20 protein-coding genes and 1 pseudogene are annotated in these 22,708 nt (G+C 73.4%); 9 read left to right on the forward strand and 12 right to left on the reverse strand.

Annotated elements, in window-relative coordinates:
- The first annotated feature begins 178 nt into the window (after positions 1–178).
- Positions 179–517, forward strand: coding sequence for a hypothetical protein (locus ACZ5FU_RS08340; protein WP_468834324.1), 339 nt, complete (start codon positions 179–181; stop codon positions 515–517).
- A 123-nt stretch (positions 518–640) separates the two neighbouring features.
- Here ACZ5FU_RS08340 and ACZ5FU_RS08345 read toward each other — a convergent pair whose 3' ends face one another.
- On the reverse strand, positions 641–1,423 hold the full coding sequence (locus ACZ5FU_RS08345; protein WP_451530859.1) for a CDP-alcohol phosphatidyltransferase family protein: 783 nt from the start codon (positions 1,421–1,423) through the stop codon (positions 641–643).
- Positions 1,424–1,530: 107 nt separating this feature from the next.
- Here ACZ5FU_RS08345 and ACZ5FU_RS08350 point away from each other — a divergent pair, with 107 nt between their 5' ends.
- The 5 genes and pseudogenes from ACZ5FU_RS08350 to ACZ5FU_RS08370 form a co-directional block, all read left to right on the forward strand.
- Positions 1,531–2,511 carry a zinc-dependent alcohol dehydrogenase gene (locus ACZ5FU_RS08350; RefSeq protein ID WP_451530860.1) on the forward strand — a complete coding sequence of 327 codons (981 nt, stop codon included), beginning with the start codon at positions 1,531–1,533 and terminating at the stop codon, positions 2,509–2,511.
- A 116-nt stretch (positions 2,512–2,627) separates the two neighbouring features.
- Entirely contained in the window at positions 2,628–3,026 is a 399-nt protein-coding gene (locus ACZ5FU_RS08355) for a 6-pyruvoyl trahydropterin synthase family protein (RefSeq protein ID WP_451530861.1), read from the forward strand.
- 11 nt (positions 3,027–3,037) lie between these two features.
- Positions 3,038–4,246 carry a glycosyltransferase family 4 protein gene (locus ACZ5FU_RS08360; RefSeq protein WP_451530871.1) on the forward strand — a complete coding sequence of 403 codons (1,209 nt, stop codon included), beginning with the start codon at positions 3,038–3,040 and terminating at the stop codon, positions 4,244–4,246.
- Positions 4,243–5,265: a class I SAM-dependent methyltransferase gene (locus ACZ5FU_RS08365; RefSeq protein WP_451530862.1), complete on the forward strand. Its 1,023-nt coding sequence runs from the start codon at positions 4,243–4,245 to the stop codon at positions 5,263–5,265. The genes ACZ5FU_RS08360 and ACZ5FU_RS08365 overlap by 4 nt, the downstream gene beginning before the upstream one ends.
- Positions 5,265–6,407, forward strand: a pseudogene (locus ACZ5FU_RS08370) (lysylphosphatidylglycerol synthase transmembrane domain-containing protein); the annotation flags it as partial. The gene ACZ5FU_RS08365 and the pseudogene ACZ5FU_RS08370, both read left to right, overlap by 1 nt.
- A 188-nt stretch (positions 6,408–6,595) precedes the next feature.
- On the opposite strand, the gene ACZ5FU_RS08375 reads toward ACZ5FU_RS08370, so the two are convergent.
- Entirely contained in the window at positions 6,596–7,393 is a 798-nt protein-coding gene (locus tag ACZ5FU_RS08375; RefSeq protein ID WP_451530863.1) for a creatininase family protein, read from the reverse strand.
- 38 nt (positions 7,394–7,431) lie between these two features.
- Between ACZ5FU_RS08375 and ribA the strand changes: the two genes are divergently transcribed.
- Positions 7,432–8,091, forward strand: coding sequence for a GTP cyclohydrolase II (gene ribA, locus ACZ5FU_RS08380; RefSeq protein WP_451530864.1), 660 nt, complete (start codon positions 7,432–7,434; stop codon positions 8,089–8,091).
- Positions 8,092–8,289: 198 nt separating this feature from the next.
- On the opposite strand, the gene ACZ5FU_RS08385 is transcribed toward ribA, so the two are convergent.
- Genes ACZ5FU_RS08385 through ACZ5FU_RS08395 form a run of 3 tightly spaced genes read right to left on the reverse strand, consistent with a single transcriptional unit; the run spans position 8,290 to position 11,649 of the window.
- Entirely contained in the window at positions 8,290–9,519 is a 1,230-nt protein-coding gene (locus ACZ5FU_RS08385; RefSeq protein ID WP_468647055.1) for a serine hydrolase domain-containing protein, read from the reverse strand.
- 58 nt (positions 9,520–9,577) lie between these two features.
- Positions 9,578–11,047, reverse strand: a complete 1,470-nt coding sequence (locus ACZ5FU_RS08390) for an MFS transporter (RefSeq protein WP_469045087.1) — start codon at positions 11,045–11,047, stop codon at positions 9,578–9,580.
- Entirely contained in the window at positions 11,044–11,649 is a 606-nt protein-coding gene (locus ACZ5FU_RS08395; protein ID WP_468647059.1) for a TetR/AcrR family transcriptional regulator, read from the reverse strand. Before ACZ5FU_RS08395 ends, ACZ5FU_RS08390 begins: the two co-directional genes overlap by 4 nt.
- A 95-nt stretch (positions 11,650–11,744) precedes the next feature.
- Here ACZ5FU_RS08395 and ACZ5FU_RS08400 point away from each other — a divergent pair, with 95 nt between their 5' ends.
- Together ACZ5FU_RS08400 and ACZ5FU_RS08405 are read left to right on the forward strand one after the other, a co-directional pair.
- On the forward strand, positions 11,745–12,194 hold the full coding sequence (locus ACZ5FU_RS08400; RefSeq protein ID WP_451530868.1) for a PPOX class F420-dependent oxidoreductase: 450 nt from the start codon (positions 11,745–11,747) through the stop codon (positions 12,192–12,194).
- Between the two features lie 106 nt (positions 12,195–12,300).
- On the forward strand, positions 12,301–12,711 hold the full coding sequence (locus ACZ5FU_RS08405) for a VOC family protein (protein WP_469045088.1): 411 nt from the start codon (positions 12,301–12,303) through the stop codon (positions 12,709–12,711).
- A 21-nt stretch (positions 12,712–12,732) separates the two neighbouring features.
- On the opposite strand, the gene ACZ5FU_RS08410 is transcribed toward ACZ5FU_RS08405, so the two are convergent.
- The 7 genes from ACZ5FU_RS08410 to tkt form a co-directional block, all read right to left on the reverse strand.
- Positions 12,733–14,217 (reverse strand): membrane-associated oxidoreductase, encoded by a 1,485-nt coding sequence (locus ACZ5FU_RS08410; protein WP_451530870.1) that lies wholly within the window; start codon positions 14,215–14,217, stop codon positions 12,733–12,735.
- Positions 14,218–14,325: 108 nt separating this feature from the next.
- Positions 14,326–15,207: a phosphogluconate dehydrogenase (NAD(+)-dependent, decarboxylating) gene (gnd, locus tag ACZ5FU_RS08415; RefSeq protein ID WP_468834306.1), complete on the reverse strand. Its 882-nt coding sequence runs from the start codon at positions 15,205–15,207 to the stop codon at positions 14,326–14,328.
- Positions 15,208–15,213: 6 nt separating this feature from the next.
- The gene (pgi, locus tag ACZ5FU_RS08420; RefSeq protein ID WP_451531224.1) at positions 15,214–16,854 is read right to left on the reverse strand and encodes a glucose-6-phosphate isomerase; all 1,641 of its coding nucleotides are present in this window, start codon (positions 16,852–16,854) and stop codon (positions 15,214–15,216) included.
- Complete coding sequence (gene opcA, locus ACZ5FU_RS08425; RefSeq protein WP_451531223.1) at positions 16,847–17,782, reverse strand: glucose-6-phosphate dehydrogenase assembly protein OpcA; 936 nt, start codon at positions 17,780–17,782, stop codon at positions 16,847–16,849. Before opcA ends, pgi begins: the two co-directional genes overlap by 8 nt.
- On the reverse strand, positions 17,779–19,323 hold the full coding sequence (gene zwf, locus ACZ5FU_RS08430) for a glucose-6-phosphate dehydrogenase (protein ID WP_468646440.1): 1,545 nt from the start codon (positions 19,321–19,323) through the stop codon (positions 17,779–17,781). Before zwf ends, opcA begins: the two co-directional genes overlap by 4 nt.
- Complete coding sequence (tal, locus tag ACZ5FU_RS08435) at positions 19,320–20,483, reverse strand: transaldolase (RefSeq protein ID WP_451531221.1); 1,164 nt, start codon at positions 20,481–20,483, stop codon at positions 19,320–19,322. Before tal ends, zwf begins: the two co-directional genes overlap by 4 nt.
- A gap of 19 nt (positions 20,484–20,502) precedes the next feature.
- Complete coding sequence (tkt, locus tag ACZ5FU_RS08440; RefSeq protein WP_469045089.1) at positions 20,503–22,596, reverse strand: transketolase; 2,094 nt, start codon at positions 22,594–22,596, stop codon at positions 20,503–20,505.
- Between the last annotated feature and the right edge of the window lie 112 nt (positions 22,597–22,708).

The raw sequence follows: 22,708 nt of genomic DNA on the forward strand, positions 1-22,708 counted from the left end.
CTCTCGCGCCTCGCGAGGGGTCTTTCTGTTTTCCGGCTCACGTCTTGCCGACACCGACACCGACCCCACTCCACCTCGCCCCCACTCCACCCCGACCCCGACCAGGGCTTCCCGGCCACCACCCCCGGCCAAGGACTTCCCGGCCCACGACGCCACCCCACGGACAGGACCACCACCCATGGAACACATCCGGCTCACCGTCACCCTGCGGCCCGGCCACGGAACCCTCGCCCGGCTCGCCACGACGCTCAACCACCACCACGTACGAGACCTGGCCTACACCACCGCACCGGCGAACACGGCCAGAGCCGTCGTCCACGTGCCGCTGCCCGACGCCGTCCGCGCCCAGCACAAGCTGCGCCGGCTGGTCGACGTGATCGACGTGGCGCTGGACCCTGCCCCGCCCGGCGGTGCCCCGCCCACTGACACCCCGTCCACTGACGCCCTGTCCGTCGACATCATGCCCACCGGCACCATGTCCGCCGGAGACATGCCCCCTGAGACCGTGTTCCCCTGACACCGTGTCCGCCGACACCACGCCCGCCGGCACCACGCCCGCGGAGCGGTGAAGGGCGCGGTGGCGCCGAGGGCGCTCCGGTGCCGCTTTTCCTCGGCTCCCCTCGGCTCCCCTCGGCTTCCCTCAGCGCGCCGCCAGTTCCAGCATCAGCGGCTCGGGCAGCACCTGCCCCGTCGTCGTCTTCCCCCCGGCCGTACGGGAGGTGCGCCACAGCCACAGCACATCGCGGCCGAAGGACCACACCAGGGAGCCGAGCGCGGCCAGTGCGACCACGAGGTTCGCCAGGTGCGGCAGCAGCGCGGAGCCCGCCAGCAGCAGGCAGACGCCCTGCAGCGCGGCGACCGTCTTGCGGGCGAAGGACGGGGGCAGCGGGGCGTTCAGCCACGGGGCCACGCGGGCCGCGGCGACGAAGGCGTAGCGCATGCCGCCGATCAGGAGGACCCAGGGGCCCAGTTCCCTGGAGACGTACACGCTGAGCACCAGGATCAGGAACGCGTCGACCTCCATGTCGAAGCGCGCGCCCAGGGCCGTCGAGGTGCCCGTGCGCCGGGCCACCTTGCCGTCCACGCCGTCCAGCAGGAGGGCCACGGCCGTCAGGCCGACCAGCAGGGACACCGGCGGCGTACTCACGAAGGAGTCCGCCACCAGGGCCGTCACGCCGCCGACCAGGGTGGCCCGGCCGAGGGTGACCCGGTTCGCCGGGCCGAACGTGCGCAGACCCGAACGGTGCAGTGCCCGGGAGAGCACCGCCCAGGTGGCCACGGCGAAGACGAGGCCGGTCACCCAGCCCGCCGGGCCCAGGCCCGTCGCCGTACCGAGCAGGGCCAGCACCAGGATCTGCACGCCCGCTCCCGCAGCGGTCTCCTGCTGGACCGGCCTCGCGTCGTAAATGTCGTTCAGGGCCACCGCACATCCTCCGGCCAGGTGACAGAGTCGATCAAGGCCGCGTACTGTGCGCGACCTGTGCACACCTCGGTACGTGAGCAAGTTCCCGAACGTTCAGGAGGACGCCGATGAACCGCACCGCACGTGCGTTCTGGATCGGTTCGCCGGGCCAGGGGGAGATCCGTGACGTGGCCCTGCCGGACCCGGCGCGGGACGAGGTCGTCGTCCGCTCGCTGTACTCCGGGGTCAGCCGCGGCACGGAGACCCTCGTCTTCCGCGGCGGGGTCCCCGAGAGCCAGCACGCGGTGATGCGGGCGCCGTTCCAGGAGGGCGACTTCCCGGCGCCCGTGAAGTACGGCTACCTCAACGTGGGGACGGTGGAGGAAGGGCCGCGGGAGCTGGCCGGGCGCACCGTCTTCTCCCTCTTCCCGCACCAGACCCGCTTCGTCGTCCCGGCGGACGCGGTCACCGTCGTCCCCGACTCGGTGCCCCCCGGACGGGCCGTCCTGGCCGGCACCGTCGAGACGGCCGTGAACGCCCTGTGGGACGCGGCGCCGCTGGTCGGCGACCGGATCGCGGTGGTCGGCGGAGGCATGGTCGGCTGCTCGGTGGCCGCGCTGCTGCGCCGTTTCCCGGGCGTGCGGGTGCAGTTGGTGGACGCCGACCCGGCGCGGGCGAAGACCGCCGAGGCGCTCGGCGTCGGTTTCGCCTCCCCCGAGGAGGCGCTGGGCGGCTGCGACCTGGTCGTGCACGCCAGCGCCACCGAGCAGGGGCTCGCCCGGTCCCTGGAACTGCTGGCCGCCGAAGGCACCGTCCTCGAACTGAGCTGGTACGGCGACCGCAAGGTCTCCCTGCCGCTCGGAGAGGCCTTCCACTCCCGGCGACTGGTGATCCGCAGCAGCCAGGTCGGCACCGTCTCCCCGCGCCGCGCGAACCGGAGTTACGCCGACCGCCTCGCCCTCGCGCTCGACCTGCTCGCCGATCCGGCGCTCGACGCGCTCGTCACCGGCGAGAGCGCGTTCGAGGAGCTGCCCGAGGTGATGCCGGCCCTCGCCGACGGCCGGATTCCGGCGCTGTGTCACCGTGTGAGATACGACGCGGGCGCCTGACCTGAGAAAAGAGTGAGATCCGGCTGAACGCGGGGAAGCGATGAGCCGTACTACACGGCACCCCCGGGCGGCAGACGGCCGGGGGACCAGACGCGCCGCACCTGGAGGGTCGTCCGTTGTTCAGTGTCACCGTCCGCGATCACATCATGATCGCCCACAGCTTCCGCGGTGAGGTCTTCGGACCCGCTCAGCGCCTGCACGGAGCGACGTTCCTCGTGGACGCCACCTTCCGCCGCGAGCAGCTCGACGACGACAACATCGTCGTCGACATCGGCCTGGCGACCCAGGAACTCGGTGCCGTGGTGAGCGAGTTGAACTACCGGAACCTCGACAACGAGCCCGACTTCGCCGGAGTCAACACCTCCACCGAGTTCCTCGCCAAGGTGATCGCCGACCGGCTCGCCGACCGGATCCACCAGGGCGCGCTCGGCGAGGGCGCCCGCGGCGTCGCCGCCCTCTCCGTCACCCTGCACGAGTCGCACGTCGCCTGGGCGAGTTACGAGCGTGCGCTGTGACCGACGCGACGATGGAAAAGGCCCCGCTCGCCTACCTGCCCGCGCAGCCGGCGGCCCCGAAGACCGCGTCCGCGGCCCCCAAGACCGCGCCGGCGGCCCCGAAGACCGGGGGGATCATCCCCATGTCCCTGCGTTCCGTGCACTTCGTCATGCCGGGCGGCGTCGACGACCCGGCGAACCCCAGCGGCGGCAACGCCTACGACCGCCGCGTCTGCCTGGACCTCCCCGGCTTCGGCTGGCAGGTCCACCAGCACCGGGTCGCCGGTGAGTGGCCCCGCCCGGGAGCCGCCGCCCGCGCCGAACTGGCCCGAACGCTGAGGGAGTTGCCCGACGGGACGGTCGTCCTGCTGGACGGCCTGGTGGCCTGCGGCGTCCCGGAGATCGTCGTCCCGGAGGCGGAACGGCTGCGGCTCGCCGTCCTGGTGCACCTGCCGCTCGGCGACGAGACCGGCCTCGACCCGGTGCTCGCCGCCGAACTCGACGCCAGGGAAAGGGCGGTGCTGCGTGCCGTCCCCGCGGTGATCGCCACCAGCGACTGGGCGGTCCGCCGCCTCGTCTCGCACCACGGCCTCGCCCCGGACAAGGTGCACGAGGCCGCGCCGGGCGCCGACATCGCCCCCCTCGCCTCCGGCACCGACGGCGTCTCCCGCCTGCTGTGCGTGGCCGCGGTGACGCCCCGCAAGGGCCAGCACCGGCTGATCGAGGCACTGGCCTCGGTGACCGACCTGCCGTGGACCTGCTCCTGCGTGGGCGGCCTCGGCCAGGACCCGGAGTACGTCGCCCACCTGCGCGGCCTCATCCGCGAGTACGGCCTCCAGGACCGCCTGGAGCTGGCGGGCCCCAAGGCGGGCGCCCAGCTCGACGCCGCCTACGCCACCGCCGACCTGATGGTCCTCACCTCCTACGCCGAGACCTACGGCATGGCGGTCACCGAGGCCCTCGCCCGCGGCATCCCCGTCCTCGCGACCGACGTGGGCGGCGTGCCCGAGGCGGTCGGCCGCGCCCCCGACGGCGGCGTCCCCGGCATCCTCGTGCCGCCGGAGGACCCGGCCGCCCTCGCCGCCGAACTGCGCGGCTGGTTCGGCGAGGCGGACGTGCGGCGCCGGCTGAAGGCGGCCGCACGGGGCCGGCGCGCGGCCCTGGGCGGCTGGGCGAGCACCGCCCAGCGCCTCGCCGGCGTCCTCGGCCGGCTGCCCGGCGAACCCCGGAGGGCGGCATGAGGAAGACCACGGCGACCCCGGCCGACCTGGCACGGCAGGCCGGGCGGATTCCCGCCCAGCCCGGACCTCGGGAGGTGTCCTCGGACATGGAAGCGCGGACATCCGGTGTCATCGCGGGCGCCGGCCCGGTGACCCGCCCCGGCGAACGGCCGACCGTACGGCTGCGGGAGGGGGGCGGCACGGAGCAGGAGCCGCCCCGCTACGCACCCGAGTGGCTGCGGCTGCGCGAGCCCGCCGACGCCGCCGCACGGGCGGCCGACCTGCTGGACCCGCTGCGGATCCGGCTGGCCAACCTGCCCGGGCGCACCGGCGGACTCGTCGTGCACGACCTGGGCTGCGGCACCGGCTCGATGGGCCGCTGGCTCGCCCCCCGCCTGGACGGCCCCCAGCACTGGATCCTGCACGACCGCGACCCCTACCTGCTGCACTTCGCGGCCGTCGGCTCCCCGCGGTCCGCCGCCGACGGCAGCCGGGTCACCGTCGAGACCCGGCGCGGCGACGTCGCCCGGCTGACCCCGGACGCCCTGGTCGGCGCCTCCCTGGTGACCGCGTCGGCGCTGCTGGACGTCCTCACCCGCGAGGAGACCGACGCCCTCGCCGCGGCCTGCGCGGGCGCCGGCTGCCCCGCCCTGCTGACCCTCTCGGTGGCCGGGCGCGTCGAACTGACCGACCCCGACCCGATGGACGAGGAGATCGCCGCCGCGTTCAACGACCACCAGCGGCGCGGCGGCCTCCTCGGCCCCGACGCGGTCACCGCGGCCTGCGAGGCGTTCGCCGACCACGGCGCGACCGTGAAGGTGCACCCCAGTGCCTGGCGGCTCGGCCCCGACGAGGCCGCGCTCACCGCCCAGTGGCTGCGCGGCTGGGTCGGCGCCGCCGTGGAGGAGCGCCCCGGCCTCGCGGCCCGCGCCGAGGCCTACCTCGCGGCCCGGCTGGCGGCCTGCGCGGCCGGTGAACTCCACGTCACCGTCCACCACAGCGACCTCCTCGCCCTGGCCCGGCCCACGGGCGGCGCCTGATGAGCGCGGAGACGGCGGGCGCGGGCGTCCCGGCGCCGGCACCGCCGGCGCGGTGCGGGCGGACGACCGTACGACGGCCCCCGCGCGACGACGTCGCCCGGGCGGCCGTGCACCTGCTCGCGTCCCGCACGGCCCCGGCGGACGCGCCCGCGCGCCGTACGGCGGTCGTGCCCGCGGCCGTGACGTTCCCGGCACCGGCCGGCCCCGCCGTCTCCGAGGACCGCACCGACGCGACCGTGACCGAGGGCCGTACCGACGGCGTGACCGGGGGCGTGCCGAAGGGCCGTACCGGTGGTGCGGTCGTGACCGGGCCGGACCCGCGGCCGGCCGCGCCCTCCCGCTTCGCGGCGCTGCGCACCCACGGCGGCACCCTCGCCGGGGCCCTGATCCTCGCCGTCCTGCTGTGGCGGACGGGCACCGGCCCCGTCGTGGACGGACTGCGGCGCATCGACGCCGTCACCCTGCTCCTCGGGCTCGGCATCGGCGCCGTCACCACCGTGTTCAGCGCGTGGCGCTGGGCGCTGGTGGCCCGTGGACTGCGGATCCACCTCCCGCTCGGGCCCGCCGTCGCCGACTACTACCGCTCGCTGTTCCTCAACGCCGCCCTGCCCGGCGGCGTCCTCGGCGACGTGCACCGCGCCGTGCGCCACGGACGGAGCGCGGGCGACGTCGGACGCGGCGTACGGGCCGTCGTCCTGGAGCGCACGGCGGGCCAGCTCGCGCTGGCCCTCGCCGGAGCGGCGATCCTGCTGACCCTGCCGTCCCCCGTCATGGCGGACGTACGGCACTTCGCGCCCGCCGTCGGCCTCGGCGCGGTCGGCGCGCTCGCCGTCGTCCTCGCCGTGCGGATGAACTCCCCGGCGGCCCGCCGGGGCGGACGGACGCGGAAGGCGCTCGCCGAGGCGCGCGAGGGACTGCTGTCCCGGCGCAACGGACCGGGCGTCGCCCTGGCGTCGGCGGTCGTCCTGGCCGGACACCTGGCCACCTTCGTCGTGGCCGCCCGCGCGGCCGGCTCCGCCGCGCCCGTCCTCACGCTGCTGCCGCTGGCGGTCCTCGCGCTGCTCGCGATGGGCGTACCGCTGAACGTCGGCGGCTGGGGACCCCGCGAGGGCGTCACCGCCTGGGCGTTCGGAGCCGCCGGACTCGGCGCGAGCACCGGGCTCGCCGTCGCCGTCGTGTACGGGGTGCTCAGCTTCGCGGCCGCGCTGCCGGGCCTCGCCGTCCTCGTCGCCCGCCGGCGTCCGGAGCCGGGGAGGACCGAGCCGCGGGAGGAGGACCGGCGGACGGCGTCCGGCGCCGTCGCCCCGGGAACGGGGCCCGGCGCCGCGCGTCACACGGGATTCCGCTCGGAATCCTCCGTCTCCTCCGTCGTGGTCCCGGACGTCAGTATCGAGAAATACGTTCCGAAGGAATCCGTCAGGCTCGACAGGAGTTCCTTCCCCTTTTCCGCGGACCCCAGGGAGGGACGGCCGATGACGCCCGAATCGGTATAGGCGGACATTCCCAGCGTGAGCAGATGGCGACGGTCGTCCGCGGTGAAATCGGCCGACTCGTAACCGGGCCGGACGAGTTCGGGATGGGTGTGCAGCAGGATCGAGGTCTCGATCTCCCCGGCGTGCATGTCGGTGAGCAGCGAGGTCGACACCCCGGACGCCGCCCGGGCCGCCTCCCAGTCCTCCGGGGCCGGGAAGAGCGCCATCCGCTCACCGCGGGCGGAGGACTCCTGGACCGCGTTGCCCAGGACGTAGTTCCCGCCGTGTCCGTTGACGAGCACCAGGGCCTCGACGCCCGAGCGGCGCAGTGAGGCCGCGATGTCCTGTACCACCGCGTGAAGGGTGACGGCGGAGATGCTGACGGTTCCCGGCCAGTCCGCGTGCTCGTGCGAGCAGGCGACGGTCACCGGGGGGAGGAGGTGCACCGGATACGCGGCGGCCACCTCCCGGGCGATCGCGCACGCGACGAGCGTGTCGGTGGCCAACGGCAGGTACGGCCCGTGCTGTTCGAAGCTCCCGACGGGCAGTACCGCCACCCGGACCGGGAGGTCCGCGCCGCGCGACCGCACGTCCTCGGTGGTGTCCGCCGGCACGATTCCGTACGTCCGTGCCGTCCGCGTCCCCGAACCACTCATCTTTTCCCGGCCTTTCGTCTCTGCTTAGGAACCAGATCATGACAGACAAATTCGGCGTGCTCGGCAAGAAGTCCCCCCAGCGCACCGGTGTGGAACGCGTGGTGAATGCGCCGCTGCCCACCGTGTACGGCAAATTCCAGGCGATCGGTTACCTCGACCACGACCGCGGCGACGAGCAGGTGGCCCTGGTGTACGGCGATCCCGGCACCGAGAACGTGCTGACCCGGCTGCACTCGGAATGCCTCACCGGTGACGCGTTCGGCTCCCAGCACTGCGAGTGCGGCGACCAGCTCGAGTCGGCGCTGCGGGCCGTCGTCGCCGAGGGCCGGGGCGTCGTGGTCTACCTGCGCGGGCACGAGGGCCGGGGCATCGGGCTGCTGGGCAAGCTGCGGGCCATGGCGCTCCAGGCCGAGGGGCTGGACACCGTCGAGGCCAACGTGGCGCTGGGCTTCCCGGTGGACGCGCGGGACTACAAGGTGGCCGCCGACATCCTGCGCGACCTGGGCGTGCGTTCCGTCCGTCTGATGTCGAACAACCCGCGCAAGCGGGAGGCGCTGGTGGACAACGGCATCCAGGTCGCCGAGGAGGTGCCGCTGCTGATCGAGCCGTGCGAGAACAACATCACGTACCTGCGCACCAAGCGCGAGCGGCTGGACCACCGGCTGCCGCACCTGGACGCGGTCGCGCACTGGTCCTGAGCGAACCGTCCCCGAGCGAACCGTCCCTGAGCGAACCAGCCCTGAGCGAACCGTCCCTGAGTGAAGGGGCCCTGAGCGAACCGGACCCGACCGTAACGGTTTCGGCCGCACCGGCCGTGAACGCCCGTGGTCCGGGCGCGCGCCGCGGGCCGCCGCGACACCCGGGGGTCGCGGCGGCCCGCGACGCGCGCCCGCAGGTCAGTCCCTGACCGCTTCGTGGACCAGCCGCTTGAGGTCGGGGTAGAGCTTCAGCGACCTCCTCGGCCGTACCTGCGTGAAGAACTGGACGCTGAGGTCGCGGGCCGGGTCGACCCAGAACGTCGTGGTGGCCACCCCGCTCCAGCCGTAGGTGCCGGGCCCGGAGGGCGCCTGGGTGCGCTCCGGGTCGATCACCACGGAGACGCCGAGGCCGAAGCCGACGCCGTCGTTGCCGGGCTCGTCGTGGGCGGGGCGGCTGCCGGCCGTGCGCAGGTCGACGCCGCCGGGCAGCTGGTTGCGGGTCATCAGGTCCACCGTCGCGGGCCGCAGCAGGCGGGTGCCGTCGAGTTCGCCGCCGCGGCGCAGCAACTCCGTGAAGCGGTGGACGTCGTACGCGGTCGCCACCATCCCGCCGCTCCCGGACAGGAACCGGGGCCGCCCGGACAGGGGCAGTCCGGGAATCGGCTCGATCCCGCCGTCCTCGGTGTCGCCGTACAACTCCGCCAGCCGGCCCTTCTGTTCGCCGCTGACCTGGAAACCGGCGTCGGGCATGCCGAGGGGGCGGAAGATCCGCTCGGCGAGGAACTCGTCGAGGGGCCGGCCGGAGACGACCTCCACGATCCGGCCCAGGACGTTGGTGGCCACCGAGTAGTTCCACTGCGTGCCGGGCTCGAACTGGAGCGGCAGACGCGCGTACGCCTCGACGGTCCCGGCCAGGTCCGAGCCCGGCAGCACCGCCGACTCCAGCCCGGCCTCGCGGTAGAGGGCGTCGACCGGATGGCACCGGTAGAAGGCGAAGGTCAGGCCCGCGGTGTGGGTCATCAGGTGCCGTACGAGCATCGGCCGCCCGACCGGGCGGGTCTCCAGGTCCGCGCCGGAGCCCCGGACGTACACGCGCTGGTCGGCGAAGGCCGGCAGGTGCGCGGCGACCGGGTCGTCGAGCGAGAGCCGGCCCTCCTCCACCAGCATCAGCGCCGCGACCGAGGTGACCGGCTTGGTCATCGAGTAGATCCGCCACAGCGTGTCGGACTCGACGGGGAGTCCGGCGGTGATGTCGCGCCGGCCGTGGGCGGTGAGGTGCGCGACCCGGCCGCCGCGGGCGACGGACACGAGGAAACCGGGCAGGCGCCCCTCGTCGACGTAGTGGGCGAGGTGCTGGTCGAGGCGGTCCAGCGCCTTCCCGTCCAGCCCCACCTCGTGCGGGTCGACCTGTTGCCGCAGCTGTGCCATCGCTGTCCTCCGGTGCGTTCGATCAAGGCGCGGTCCGGCATACCCCGCCGGAGCGGTCTCAGACCCCATCGTCGCCCAGGGACGGCGGGAAAGGACCCCCTCCCGCAGCGCGAACGGGACGCTCCGGACCCTTCGGGCCGGCGGCGGCCGGACGCGGCCGCCCCGGAAGCGCGCCGCAGAGCGGCAGCGCCACCGCGGCCGCCACGGCGAGCACGACGAGGGGGGACCTGGTCCCGCCCGCGTCCATGAGCACGGTCGCCGACGCCACCCCGAGCACCGGCCCGACGTTCATGGCCGTCTGCTGCAGGCCGCCCGCCACCCCGGCCGACTCCGGGGGCGCCTGCCGTACGACGACGTGGGTGGCCGCGACCATCACCGTCCCGAACCCGGCGCCCACCAGGGCGAACCCGGCACAGAAGACGGTCGTGCCCGGAGCGGCGGCGAGCACGAGGAGGCCGGCGGCGACGAGGGCGACGGCACCCGCGACGGTGCGCACGGCGCCGGCCCGGCGCAGCAGGACGGCCGACGCCGGCGCCGCGGCCACCAGGAACACGGCCAGCGGCAGACCGGCGAGGGCCGTGCCCAGCGGGGTGAGCCCCAGCTCGTCCTGGAGGACGTACACGCAGGCGAACAGGGAGCCGTTGAGGGCCGCCGACACGGTGACCAGCAGGATCAGGGCCGCCCGGACCGGTGGGGAACCGATGACGGCCGCGGGCACCAGGGGCGTCGGCGCGCGGCGCTCGTGGCGGACGAAGGCGGCACCGGCGACCACGGCCGCCACCGCGCCCGCCGCGCCGGCCTGCCCCCGGGGCGCGACGAGGGTGTGCACCAGACAGGCCAGCGCCACCGCCAGCCAGAGGGCACCGGCCACGTCGAGAGCGGACACGGACGCCGGCACCCGAGCCGGGCGGGCCGGAGGAGGAACAGGACGGGCCGGAGAGGAGGAGGGCGCCGGGGCCGCCACCGTCCGGGCCGCACGCTCCCGCCCGTCGGCGCTGAGGGCGAGGGCGCCGAAGAGCAGGGCCGGCACCACGTTCAGCAGGAACACGGCCCGCCATCCGAAGCCCGTCGTGAGCGCCCCGCCCAGCACCGGACCGGCGGCGGCCGCCAGCCCGATCGCGGCCGTCCGCACGGCGATCGGCCGCCGCAGCCGCTCCGCCGGGTACGCCGAGCGCAGCATGCCGAGTGTGGCCGGCTGCAGCAACGCCCCGAAGACCCCCTGCACCACCCGCAGGGCGATCACCCAGCCCACGCCCGGCGCCACCGCGACACCGGCGGAGGCCGCCCCGAAGCCGAGCATGCCCACCGCGAACGTACGCCGGTGGCCGTACCGGTCGCCGAGCCGTCCGGCGAACACCAACAGACCCGCCACGGCGACGAGATACCCGGTGCTGGTCCACTGCGCCAGGGCCAGGGAGGTGTCCAGGTCGTGCCGCAGGGCCGGCTGGGCGACGGTGAGGACGGTGCCGTCCAGGGCCACGACCACCGCACCGGCCACACTGCTCACCAGGGTCGCGGTCCGCTTCACCGACCGGCCTCCGAGCCCAGGTGCGCGTCGAGCGCGGTCCGCAGCAGCGGCTCGAACTCGTCGCTGCCCGTCGCGAGTTGGAGGCTTCCCCAGCTCCACAGCTGGGCGATCCCGTGCAGGTTCGCCCACAGCGCCGCCGTGACCGCACGGGCGTCGGCGCCGGGCCGCGCCCGGCCGACCAGGTCCACCAGCACGCCGAACAGCGGGAGGCTGGTGTCACGGAGCCCCAGGTGACCGCTCTCCAGCAGGTCGTGACGGAACATCAGCTCGTACATGCCGGGGTTGCCGAGGGCGAACTCCAGGTAGGCGCGCCCCAGTTCGGTGATCTGCTCGCGGGCGGGCGCGCCGCCGTCGCCGCGAACCACCGCCACCCGGTCGGCCAGGTCGGTGAAGCCCCTGCGGGCGATGGCCGACAGCAGTTCCAGATGGGTGGGGAAATGGCGGCGGGGAGCCCCGTGCGAGACGCCCGCCCGGCGGGCGATCTCCCGCAGGGTCAGCGCCCCGACGCCCTCCCGGGCCAGCAGCTCCACACCGACGTCGACCAGTCGGACCCGCAGGTCCGCCTCCGGTTTCCCCTCACCGGTCTTCTCCTCATCGCTCATGGACACTGTCTACCAGTTCGCCGTAGACAGTGTCTACGGCGGGGTGCGGGCGTCCGTCCGGGAATGCGGACGCGTTCCGCACCGGTTGTACGGACATGACCCAGGACTCGACGCGGCACGCCCTGCTCTCGCTGGTCTCCGACGGCCGGGACGGGGTGCTGGTCACCCTCAAGCGGGACGGGCGCCCGCAGTTGTCGAACGTCAGCCACCACTACGACCCGGACGAGGGCGTCATCCGGATCTCCGTCACCGACGACCGGGCGAAGACCCGCAACCTGCGCCGCGACCCGCGCGCCTCCTACCACGTCTCCGCGCCCGACCGCCGCGCCTACACGGTCGTCGAGGGCACCGCCGAGCTCTCGCCGGTGGCCGCGCACCCCTACGACGACACGGTCGAGGAACTCGTCCGGCTCTACCGCGAGGTCCTGGGCGAACACCCCGACTGGGAGGACTACCGCGCCGCCATGGTCCGCGACCGCCGCCTCGTGGTGCGCGTACGCGTGGAGCGGGCCTACGGCATCCCCCGGGGAGGCGGCCAGGGGTAGCGGGTCCTGGTCCTCCGGGCGCAAGACCTCCGCCCGATGCGCGGGTGTTCCCCGCTGCCTGGTCTGCGGGGGAACACGTCACCGACCCGGGAAGAGGTCCCTCACGATGCCCCGCGACGGCCGCAGCCACATCCGTGTCGCCCGCCTCTTTCGTGACCTCGCGGCGGCCGAGCGCTTCTGGGCGGACGGGCCGGTCCTGGCCGTCGTACGGCGGTCCGAGGGCGGTGACGCGTCCGGCGAGCACGACCTGCTGATGCTCGGCATGCCCGACGCGGGCCGGCATCTCGAGCCGGTGAACGATCCCGCCCGCCCCGTCGAGCCCCGCCCCACCGAGGAGGACCTGCTGGTGGTCCACCTCGACGGCCCCGTGCCCGACGACCTGGTGACCCGGCTGGAGGCCCACGGCGGCAGGCGGGTCGAGTCGTCGAACCCGTACGGGAACGAGTGGGGCGTGACCCTCGAGGATCCGGACGGCTACCGGCTGGTGCCGTGCCGGCGCGGCTGGTCCAACGGGTGACCGCGCGGGGGCGCCCGGGCCCTACTGCCGGCTGACCGTCCTCGACACACCGGCGACGACGGTCGAGGCCAGGAGCCAGCCGGTCAGGATCAGGACGTAGGAGAGGATCCGGTGCCCGCCGGACGGGGCGAACGCGGCCTCCTGGCCGAACGAGACGACCGGCAGGAGCAGGTCGAGCGTGTAGAAGACCGGGTCGAAGTCGGGGGCCTCGGACGCCTTGAGTGCCCGCGGGTGCTCCAGCGCGAACGCCACGGACCCGGCCGCCAGCAGCGACAGCAGCCATCCGGCGGCCCGCAGCGGACGGAAGCCGTAGCCGACGGCCGCGTCCTGCAGGCGCCCCCACAGCCGGCCGTACCAGGGGAGCGTGCCCCGGTGCCGGCGCAGCTTGGCGAGCTGCACCAGCCGGGCGGCCCGGTCGTCACCGGCGTGACGGTAGGCGGCGGTGAGCTGCTCGTAGGCGTGCGGGTCGAACGCCCCGTCGTCGCGCTCCAGCATGGGCAGCCGGCGCTCGGCGGGCTCGTGCGGGGTGAGGAAGGTGTAGGTGAGGTCGAGCAGGCGCACCTGGCCCGGCAGCATCTCCGGTTCGACGTGGAGCTGGTTGATCTCGGCGCGCCGCAGGTTGAGCCTGCCCTCCATCGGCGGGCCCCCGCGCAGCCACAGTTCGCCGATCACGCAGCTGCTGGCGCGCAGGGCGGTGTCGCCGGGGGAGGAGAGCGTCGCGTGCAGCAGGTCGATCCGGCCGGGTACGCGCGCGCCGCGCAGGTCGATCCGGCCGTGGGCGCGCAGGCGGCGGCCGACGATGTGGGCGCCGACGTCGAGGGACTCCCCGTCCAGGACGTGCGCCCCCGGGTTGCTGAGCTCGGCCTCCTCCAGGTCGATCGACCCGGCCACGCTCGCGCCGTCCAGCCGGATCCGGCCGCGGGTGCGCAGGCCCCGGGCGCAGAGGTCGTCGTCGACGGAGAGCCGGTTGAGCTGGAGCACGGTCCGTCCCGGTCCGCCGGCGGCCGCCCCGGCTCCGGCCCCCGCGCCGACCTCCGCGCCGTCGAGGTACAGGCCCCCCGATATCTGGGCCCTGCCGAGGTTCACCGCGCCGTCGACACGGCAGTCGGTCAGGCGCAGTCCGCCGTCGATGCGGGAGTGCTCCGCCGACAGGCCCGGCAGCACGGAGCCGCGCAGGGTGACGTAGCCGAGCCGGGCGCCGGAGAGGCGGGGCGCCTCGTCGAAGCGGCAGTGGTGGAGGCGGACGACGCTGTCGACGGTCGCGTACCGCAGGTCGAGCACACCGGTGACGCGGGCTCCGATCACGACGAGGGCCGCCACTTCCCCCGGCTCCCGCGGACCGTCGAGGAGCAGTGACCGCAACACGGCCGCCCTCAGGGTCCGTTCGGGGCCGTGGTGGGAGCGGTCGGTGTCCTCGGCGTCCTCGGTACGGAAGTCCACGGTCCGTGCCGTGGGGAAGGCCCGCCGGACGCGCCGCTCGGCGGGTGTCAGATCGTCGATCTCCATCAGCCGCGACTCTGGCGGGCCCTCCGCGCGGTGTCAACCGGTATCCGACGGCCCGTCAGGGGGCGGGGGCACACCCGCGGTTCACCGGGCGTGCCCCCGCGACGGTGCCTACTCCTTCGCCGACTCGACGGCGTGGCCGCCGAACTGGTTGCGCAGGGCGGCGATCATCTTCATCTGGGGCGAGTCCTCCTGGCGGGAGGCGAACCGCGCGAACAGCGAGGCCGTGATGGCCGGGAGCGGCACCGCGTTGTCGATGGCGGCCTCCACGGTCCAGCGGCCCTCGCCGGAGTCCTGGGCGTAGCCGCGCAGCTTGTCCAGGTGCTCGTCCTCGTCGAGGGCGTTGACCGCCAGGTCGAGCAGCCAGGAGCGGATGACGGTGCCCTCCTGCCAGGAGCGGAAGACCTCGCGGACGTCGGTGACCGAGTCGACCTTCTCCAGCAGCTCCCAGCCCTCGGCGTAGGCCTGCATCATGGCGTACTCGATGCCGTTGTGGACCATCTTCGAGAAGTGCCCGGCGCCGACCTTGCCCGCGTGGACGTAGCCGTACGGGCCCTCGGGCTTGAGCGCGTCGAAGACCGGCCGGAGCCGGTCGACGTGCTCCTTGTCACCGCCGACCATCAGGGCGTAGCCGTTCTCCAGGCCCCACACCCCGCCGGAGACGCCGGCGTCGACGAAGCCGATGCCCTTGGCGCCGAGTTCGCGGGCGTGCTTCTCGTCGTCCGTCCAGCGGGAGTTGCCGCCGTCGACGACCGTGTCGCCGGCCTCCAGCAGACCGCCGAGCTCGTCGACGACGGACTGGGTGGCGGCGCCGGCCGGGACCATCACCCAGACGACGCGCGGTGCCTGGAGCCCCTCGACCAGTTCGGCCAAGCTGCTCACGTCGGTGACGTCGGGGTTGCGGTCGTAACCGACGACGGTGTGGCCCGCGCGGCGGATCCGCTCGCGCATGTTGCCGCCCATCTTGCCGAGACCGATGAGACCGAGCTGCATGTCAGTTCACTTCCTGAGAGTGCGGTAGGCGGCGACGAGGGCGGTGGTGGAGGGGTCCAGGCCGGGCACCTCGGCGCCCTCGGTCAGGGCCGGTTCGACGCGCTTGGCGAGGACCTTGCCGAGCTCCACGCCCCACTGGTCGAAGGAGTCGATGTTCCAGACCGCGCCCTGGACGAACACCTTGTGCTCGTAGAGGGCGATGAGCTGGCCGAGGACCGAGGGGGTCAGCTCGGGCGCCAGGATCGTGGTGGTGGGCCGGTCGCCGCGGAACGTCCTGTGCGCCACCAGTTCCTCGGGCACGCCCTCCGCGCGGACCTCCTCCGGCGTCTTGCCGAAGGCCAGCGCCTGGGTCTGGGCGAAGAAGTTGGCCATCAACAGGTCGTGCTGGGCCTTGAGTTCGTCGCTCAGCTCACCGACGGGACGGGCGAAGCCGATGAAGTCGGCCGGGATGAGCTTGGTGCCCTGGTGGATCAACTGGTAGTAGGCGTGCTGTCCGTTGGTGCCCGGGGTGCCCCAGACGACCGGCCCGGTCTGCCAGTCCACCGGGTTGCCGTCGCGGTCCACCGACTTGCCGTTGGACTCCATGTCCAACTGCTGGAGATAGGCGGTGAACTTGGAGAGGTAGTGCGAGTAGGGCAGCACCGCGTGCGACTGGGCGTCGTGGAAGTTGCCGTACCAGATGCCCAGCAGACCCATCAGCAGCGGGGCGTTGGCCTCGGCGGGGGCGGTGCGGAAGTGCTCGTCGACGAGGTGGAAGCCGTCGAGCATCTCGCGGAAGCGGTCCGGTCCGACGGCGATCATCAGCGACAGGCCGATCGCCGAGTCGAAGGAGTAGCGGCCGCCGACCCAGTCCCAGAACTCGAACATGTTGGCCGTGTCGATGCCGAAGTCGGACACCTTCCCGGCGTTCGTCGACAGCGCCACGAAGTGCTTGGCGACCGCCTCTTCCTCGCCGCCCAGCCCCTTCAGCAGCCAGTCGCGGGCCGAGGTGGCGTTGGTGATGGTCTCGATGGTGGTGAACGTCTTCGACGCGACGATGAACAGCGTCTCCGCCGGGTCGAGGTCGCGGACGGCCTCGTGCAGGTCGGCGCCGTCCACGTTGGAGACGAAACGGACCGTCAGCGCGCGGTCGGTGAAGGCGCGCAGCACCTCGTACGCCATCGCCGGGCCGAGGTCGGAGCCGCCGATCCCGATGTTCACGACGTTCCTGATGGGCCGGCCGGTGTGGCCGGTCCACCCGCCCGAGCGGATCCGGTCGGCGAAGGCCGCCATCCGGTCCAGGACCGCGTGCACACCGGGCACCACGTTCTCGCCGTCGACCTCGACCACCGCGTCCCGGGGGGCGCGCAGCGCGGTGTGCAGGACCGCCCGGTCCTCGGTGGTGTTGATCTTCTCGCCGCGGAACATCGCGTCCCGCAGCCCGAACACGTCGGTGGCGGCGGCCAGTTCCTGGAGGAGGGCGAGGGTCTCGTCGGTGACGAGGTGCTTGGAGTAGTCGATCCGCAGATCGCCGACGTGCACCACGTAGCGCTCCGCGCGCCCCGGGTCCGTCGCGAACAACTCGCGCAGGTGGGCGGGCCGGCGGGTGCTGTGGTCCTCCAGCGCGGCCCATTCGGGCCGCCGGGTGAGCACGGGGGTGTCAGACATGGGCGGGGGTCTCCTCGGTGGCCTCGCCGCGCAGGGCGACGGCGTACATCTCGTCCGCGTCGAGGCGCCGCAGCTCCTCGGCGATCAGTTCGGAGGTGGGGCGGACCTTCAGCGCGAGGGTCCGCGACGGCTGGCCGGGCAGGACCAGCGTGGCCAGCGGGCCCTCGGGACGGTCGATGACGATCTCGCCGTTCCCGGTGCCGAGCCGGACGGCCGTGACGACCGGGCCCGGGGTCTCCACCCGGTCCACGGACACCTTCAGCCGGGCCTCCAGCCAGCGCGCGAGCAGTTCGGCGCTCGGGTTGTCCGCCTCGCTCTCCACGGCCGCCGAGACGATCGGCACCCGCGCCTGGTCCAGCGCCGCCGCCAGCATCGAACGCCACGGCGTCAGCCGGGTCCACGCCAGGTCGGTGTCGCCGGGCGCGTACGACTTCACGCGCGCCTCCAGTGCCTGGAGGGGCCGCTCGACGGCGTACATGTCGGTGATCCGGCGCTGGGCGAGCGCGCCCAGCGGGTCCTTGACCGGGTTCTGCGGCGCGTCCACCGGCCACCACACGACGACCGGGGCGTCCGGCAGCAGCAGCGGCAGCACGACGGAGTCGGCGTGCTCGGAGACCTCGCCGTAGGTCCGCAGGATCACGGTCTCCCCGGTGCCGGCCTCGGAACCCACCCGGACCTCGGCGTCGAGCCGCGACTGCGTGCGCTCGCGGGGGGTGCGGGCGTGCCGCTTGATGACGACCAGGGTGCGCGAGGGGTGCTCGTGCGAGGCCTCCTCGGCCGCCTTGATCGAGTCGTAGGCGTTCTCCTCGTCCGTGACGATCACCATCGTCAGGACCATGCCCACGGCCGGTGTGCCGATGGCGCGGCGGCCCTTCACCAGCGCCTTGTTGATCTTGCTTGCCGTGGTGTCGGTCAGGTCGATCTTCATGGCCTGCGCCAGCTCCGTCCGTCTCGTTCGAGCATCTCGTCGGCTTCCCCGGGTCCCCAGCTGCCCGAGGCGTACTGCGCGGGCCTGCCGTGCCGTGCCCAGTGGTCCTCGATCGGGTCGAGGATCCGCCAGGACTCCTCCACTTCCTGGTGGCGCGGGAAGAGGTTGGCGTCGCCGAGCAGCACGTCCAGGATGAGGCGCTCGTACGCCTCCGGGCTGGACTCCGTGAAGGACTCGCCGTAGGCGAAGTCCATCGTGACGTCCCGGATCTCCATCGACGTGCCCGGCACCTTGGAGCCGAAACGGACGGTGACGCCCTCGTCGGGCTGGACCCGGATGACGATCGCGTTGGCGCCGAGCTCCTCGGTGGCGCTGGAGTCGAAGGGCGAGTGCGGGGCGCGCTGGAAGACCACCGCGATCTCGGTGACGCGGCGGCCCAGGCGCTTGCCGGTGCGCAGGTAGAACGGCACGCCCGCCCAGCGGCGGTTGTCGACGTTCAGCCGGACGGCGGCGTAGGTGTCCGTCGTGGACGCCGGGTCGATGCCGTCCTCCTCCAGGTAGCCGCGCACCTTCTCGCCGCCCTGCCAGGCGCCCGCGTACTGCGCCCGCACCGTGTGCCGGCCGAGGTCCTCGGGCAGCTTCACGGCGTGCAGGACCTTCAGCTTCTCGGTCAGCAGCGAGTCCGCGTCGAAGGAGGCGGGCTCCTCCATCGCGGTCAGCGCCATCAGCTGCAGGAGGTGGTTCTGGATGACGTCGCGCGCCGAGCCGATGCCGTCGTAGTAGCCGGCCCGGCCGCCGATGCCGATGTCCTCGGCCATCGTGATCTGCACGTGGTCGACGTACGACCGGTTCCAGATCGGCTCGAACATCTGGTTGGCGAAGCGCAGCGCCAGGATGTTCTGGACGGTCTCCTTGCCCAGGTAGTGGTCGATGCGGAACACCTGGTCCGGCTCGAACACGTCGTGCACGATCGCGTTCAGCTCCCGCGCGCTCGTCAGGTCGTGCCCGAACGGCTTCTCGATGACCGCCCGCCGCCACGACCCGTCCGGCGCGTTCGCCAGCCCGTGCTTCTTGAGCTGCTCGACGACCTTGGGGAAGAACTTCGGCGGGACCGACAGGTAGAAGGCGAAGTTGCCGCCGGTGCCGCGGGACCGGTCCAGCTCCTCGACGGCGTCGCGCAGCTGCTCGAACGCCGTGTCGTCGTCGAAGTCGCCCGGGATGAACCGCATGCCCTCGGCGAGCTGCTGCCAGACCTCCTCGCGGAACGGCGTCCGCGCGTGCTCGCGCACCGCGTCGTGGACGACCTGCGCGAAGTCCTGGTCCTCCCAGTCGCGGCGGGCGAAGCCGACGAGCGAGAAGCCCGGCGGGAGCAGGCCGCGGTTGGCGAGGTCGTAGACGGCGGGCATCAGCTTCTTGCGGGACAGGTCGCCGGTCACGCCGAAGATGACGAGCCCGGACGGGCCGGCGATACGGGGCAGGCGCCGGTCGCGGGGATCCCGCAACGGGTTCTCCCAGGCGGCGTCGGTGCCGGCAGTGCTCATTCCGCGTCAACTCCCTCGGTGTCGGTCGCCTCGGTGTCCAGCGACTTCGTGACCGCGTCCAGCAGGTCCTGCCACGCCACCGCGAACTTGGCGACGCCCTCTTCCTCCAACCGGGTGACGACCTCGTCGTAGGAGACGCCCAGCGCCGCCACGGCGGCGAGGTCCGCACGGGCCTGCGCGTAGCCGCCGGTGACCGTGTCGCCGGTGACGGCGCCGTGGTCGGCGGTGGCGTTCAGGGTGGCCTCCGGCATGGTGTTGACGGTGCCGGGCGCCACGAGCTCGTCGACGTACAGCGTGTCCTTGTACGCAGGATCCTTCACACCGGTGGATGCCCACAGCGGACGCTGCTTGTTCGCCCTCGTCCCGGCGAGGGCGGTCCAGCGATCTCCCGAGAAGACCTCCTCGTACGCCTGGTAGGCCAGCCGCGCGTTGGCCAGCGCCGCCCGCCCCCGGAGCGCGAGGGCCTCGTCCGTGCCCAGGACGGTGAGGCGCTTGTCGATCTCGGCGTCGACGCGGGAGACGAAGAAGGAGGCGACGGAGTGGATCGTGGAGAGGTCCAGGCCCCGGGCGGCGGCCTTCTCCAGGCCGGCCAGGTAGGCGTCCATGACCTCGCGGTAGCGCTCCAGCGAGAAGATCAGCGTGACGTTGACGCTGATGCCCAGGCCGATGACCTCGGTGATCGCGGGCAGACCGGCCTTCGTCGCCGGAATCTTGATCATGACGTTGGGGCGGTCCACGAGCCAGGCCAGCTGCTTGGCCTCGGCGACCGTGGCCGCGCTCTCGTGGGCGAGACGCGGATCGACCTCGATGGAGACCCGGCCGTCACGGCCGCCCGTGGCCGCGTACACCGGACGCAGGACGTCGGCGGCGGCCCGCACGTCGGCGGTGGTCATCATCCGCACCGCCTCGTCGACCGTGACCCCCCGTACGGCGAGGTCGGCGAGCTGCTCCTGGTAGCCCTCGCCGGAGCCGATGGCGGCCTGGAAGATCGACGGGTTGGTGGTGACGCCGACGACGTGCCGGGTGGCGACGAGTTCGGCCAGGTTGCCGGACGTGATCCGCTCGCGGGACAGGTCGTCCAGCCAGATCGAGACGCCTTCCTCGGAGAGGCGCCGCAGGGCACCACCCGCGGTGGCGGTTGCTTCGGTCACTGTGATCATCTTCTTTCTGGCGATCGGATCAACCGCGGGTGGCGGCGGGGCCCGTGATCGAACTCAACGAGGCCCGGGCCGCGGCGGCGACGTTCTCGGGGGTGAAGCCGAACGCGGCGAACAGGGTCGCGGCGTCGGCGGAGGCACCGAAGTGCTCCAGGGAGACGATGCGGCCGGCGTCCCCGACGTACCGGTGCCAGGTCAGGCCGATGCCCGCCTCGACGGCGACCCGGGCCCGCACCGACGGCGGCAGGACGCCGTCGCGGTACTCGCGCGGCTGCTCCTCGAACCACTCCACGGACGGCATCGACACCACCCGGGCGCCGATCCCCTCGGCCTCCAGCGTCTCCCGCGCGGCGACGGCCAGGTGCACCTCGGAGCCGGTGGCGATCAGGAGCACGTCCGGGGTGTCCTTCGAGGACTCCCGCAGGACGTACCCGCCCTTCGCCGCGTCCTCGTTCGGCGCGTACACGGGCATGCCCTGCCGGGTGAGGGCCAGCCCGTGCGGCGCCGGCCGGGTGCCGTGCCGGCGGAGGATCTCCGCCCAGGCGATCGCGGTCTCGTTGGCGTCGGCGGGGCGGACCACGTTCAGGCCGGGGATCGCGCGCAGCGAGGCCAGGTGCTCGACCGGCTGGTGGGTGGGGCCGTCCTCGCCCAGGCCGACGGAGTCGTGCGTCCACACGTACGTCACCGGCAGCTGCATCAGCGCCGACATGCGCACGGCGTTGCGCATGTAGTCGGAGAACACCAGGAACGTGCCGCCGTAGACGCGGGTGTTGCCGTGCAGGGCGATGCCGTTCATCTCCGCGGCCATCGAGAACTCGCGGATGCCGAAGTGCACCGTGCGGCCGTACGGGCTCGCCTCCGGCAGCGGGTTGCCCTCGGGCAGGAACGACGACGTCTTGTCGATCGTGGTGTTGTTGGAGCCGGCGAGGTCGGCGGAGCCGCCCCACAGCTCGGGGACGACCGCGCCGAGCGACTGGAGCACCTTGCCGGACGCCGCGCGGGTGGCGACCGCCTTGCCCTCCTCGAAGACGGGCAGGTGGTCCTCCCAGCCCTCGGGGAGCCGGCCGGCGAGGACCCGGTCGAGCAGCTTCGCCCGCTCCGGCCGCGCGCCGCGCCAGGCGTCGAGGCGCTTGTCCCAGGCGGCGTGCGCCTCGGCGCCCCGGTCCAGGGCGGCGCGGGTGTGGGCGAGGACGTCGCCGGGGACCTCGAAGGACCGCTCCGGGTCGAAGCCCAGGACGCGCTTGGTGGCGGCCACCTCGTCGGCGCCGAGGGCGGAGCCGTGGGAGGCCTCGGTGCCGCGCGCGTTCGGGGCGGGCCAGGCGATGACCGTGCGCATCGCGACGATCGAGGGGCGGGCCGTCTCGGCCCGCGCCGCGGTCAGGGCGGCGTACAGGGCGTGCACGTCGACGTCGCCGTCCTCCAGCGGCTCGATCCGCTGCACGTGCCAGCCGTAGGCCTCGTACCGCTTCAGGACGTCCTCGGAGAAGGCGGTCGCGGTGTCGCCCTCGATGGAGATGTGGTTGTCGTCGTAGAGGAAGACCAGGTTGCCGAGCCTCTGGTGGCCGGCCAGCGAGGACGCCTCCGCGGAGACGCCCTCCTGGAGGTCGCCGTCGGAGACGATCGCCCAGACGGTGTGGTCGAACGGCGACTCGCCCTCGGGCGCCTCCGGATCGAACAGGCCGCGCTCGTAGCGGGCCGCCATCGCCATGCCGACCGCGTTGGCGGCGCCCTGGCCGAGCGGCCCGGTGGTGGTCTCCACCCCGGCGGTGTGCCCGTACTCGGGGTGGCCCGGCGTCTTCGAACCGTGCGTGCGGAACGCCTCGAGGTCGTCCAGCCCCAGCTCGTAGCCGGCCAGGAACAGCTGGGTGTACAGGGTCAGCGAGGTGTGGCCGGGGGAGAGCACGAAGCGGTCACGCCCGGTCCACTCCGGGTCCGCCGGATCGTGCCGCATCACCTTCTGAAAGATCGTGTACGCGGCCGGCGCGAGACTCATCGCGGTGCCGGGGTGCCCGTTGCCCACCTTCTGCACGGCATCCGCCGCCAGCAGACGGGCGGTGTCGACGGCACGCCGGTCGAGTTCGGTCCATTCGAAACTGTCCGGTGACTGCGTGCTCATCTTCAAGAAATCCTCGATCCGAGCGGAGTGGATGGTCTGACGCGTTCAAAAGTAAAAGTCTGACTTTTCCTGGGGAAGGTCGGCGTGTGTCACGCTGTGGTGAAAGTGGGAC

The organism is Streptomyces sp. NPDC031554 (genome assembly GCF_055580685.1).

What these genes read in the sequence shown, in the direction of transcription:
- ACZ5FU_RS08360 (WP_451530871.1), top strand. Translation starts at nt 3,038, where the DNA reads ATGGAAAAGGCCCCGCTCGCCTACCTGCCCGCGCAGCCGGCGGCCCCG.
- pgi (WP_451531224.1), bottom strand. Translation starts at nt 16,854, where the DNA reads ATGTCTGACACCCCCGTGCTCACCCGGCGGCCCGAATGGGCCGCGCTG.
- tkt (WP_469045089.1), bottom strand. Translation starts at nt 22,596, where the DNA reads ATGAGCACGCAGTCACCGGACAGTTTCGAATGGACCGAACTCGACCGG.
- ACZ5FU_RS08400 (WP_451530868.1), top strand. Translation starts at nt 11,745, where the DNA reads ATGACCCAGGACTCGACGCGGCACGCCCTGCTCTCGCTGGTCTCCGAC.
- ACZ5FU_RS08385 (WP_468647055.1), bottom strand. Translation starts at nt 9,519, where the DNA reads ATGGCACAGCTGCGGCAACAGGTCGACCCGCACGAGGTGGGGCTGGAC.
- ACZ5FU_RS08350 (WP_451530860.1), top strand. Translation starts at nt 1,531, where the DNA reads ATGAACCGCACCGCACGTGCGTTCTGGATCGGTTCGCCGGGCCAGGGG.
- ribA (WP_451530864.1), top strand. Translation starts at nt 7,432, where the DNA reads ATGACAGACAAATTCGGCGTGCTCGGCAAGAAGTCCCCCCAGCGCACC.
- opcA (WP_451531223.1), bottom strand. Translation starts at nt 17,782, where the DNA reads ATGAAGATCGACCTGACCGACACCACGGCAAGCAAGATCAACAAGGCG.
- ACZ5FU_RS08410 (WP_451530870.1), bottom strand. Translation starts at nt 14,217, where the DNA reads ATGGAGATCGACGATCTGACACCCGCCGAGCGGCGCGTCCGGCGGGCC.
- ACZ5FU_RS08405 (WP_469045088.1), top strand. Translation starts at nt 12,301, where the DNA reads ATGCCCCGCGACGGCCGCAGCCACATCCGTGTCGCCCGCCTCTTTCGT.
- ACZ5FU_RS08340 (WP_468834324.1), top strand. Translation starts at nt 179, where the DNA reads ATGGAACACATCCGGCTCACCGTCACCCTGCGGCCCGGCCACGGAACC.
- ACZ5FU_RS08375 (WP_451530863.1), bottom strand. Translation starts at nt 7,393, where the DNA reads ATGAGTGGTTCGGGGACGCGGACGGCACGGACGTACGGAATCGTGCCG.
- ACZ5FU_RS08395 (WP_468647059.1), bottom strand. Translation starts at nt 11,649, where the DNA reads ATGAGCGATGAGGAGAAGACCGGTGAGGGGAAACCGGAGGCGGACCTG.
- tal (WP_451531221.1), bottom strand. Translation starts at nt 20,483, where the DNA reads ATGATCACAGTGACCGAAGCAACCGCCACCGCGGGTGGTGCCCTGCGG.
- zwf (WP_468646440.1), bottom strand. Translation starts at nt 19,323, where the DNA reads ATGAGCACTGCCGGCACCGACGCCGCCTGGGAGAACCCGTTGCGGGAT.
- gnd (WP_468834306.1), bottom strand. Translation starts at nt 15,207, where the DNA reads ATGCAGCTCGGTCTCATCGGTCTCGGCAAGATGGGCGGCAACATGCGC.
- ACZ5FU_RS08365 (WP_451530862.1), top strand. Translation starts at nt 4,243, where the DNA reads ATGAGGAAGACCACGGCGACCCCGGCCGACCTGGCACGGCAGGCCGGG.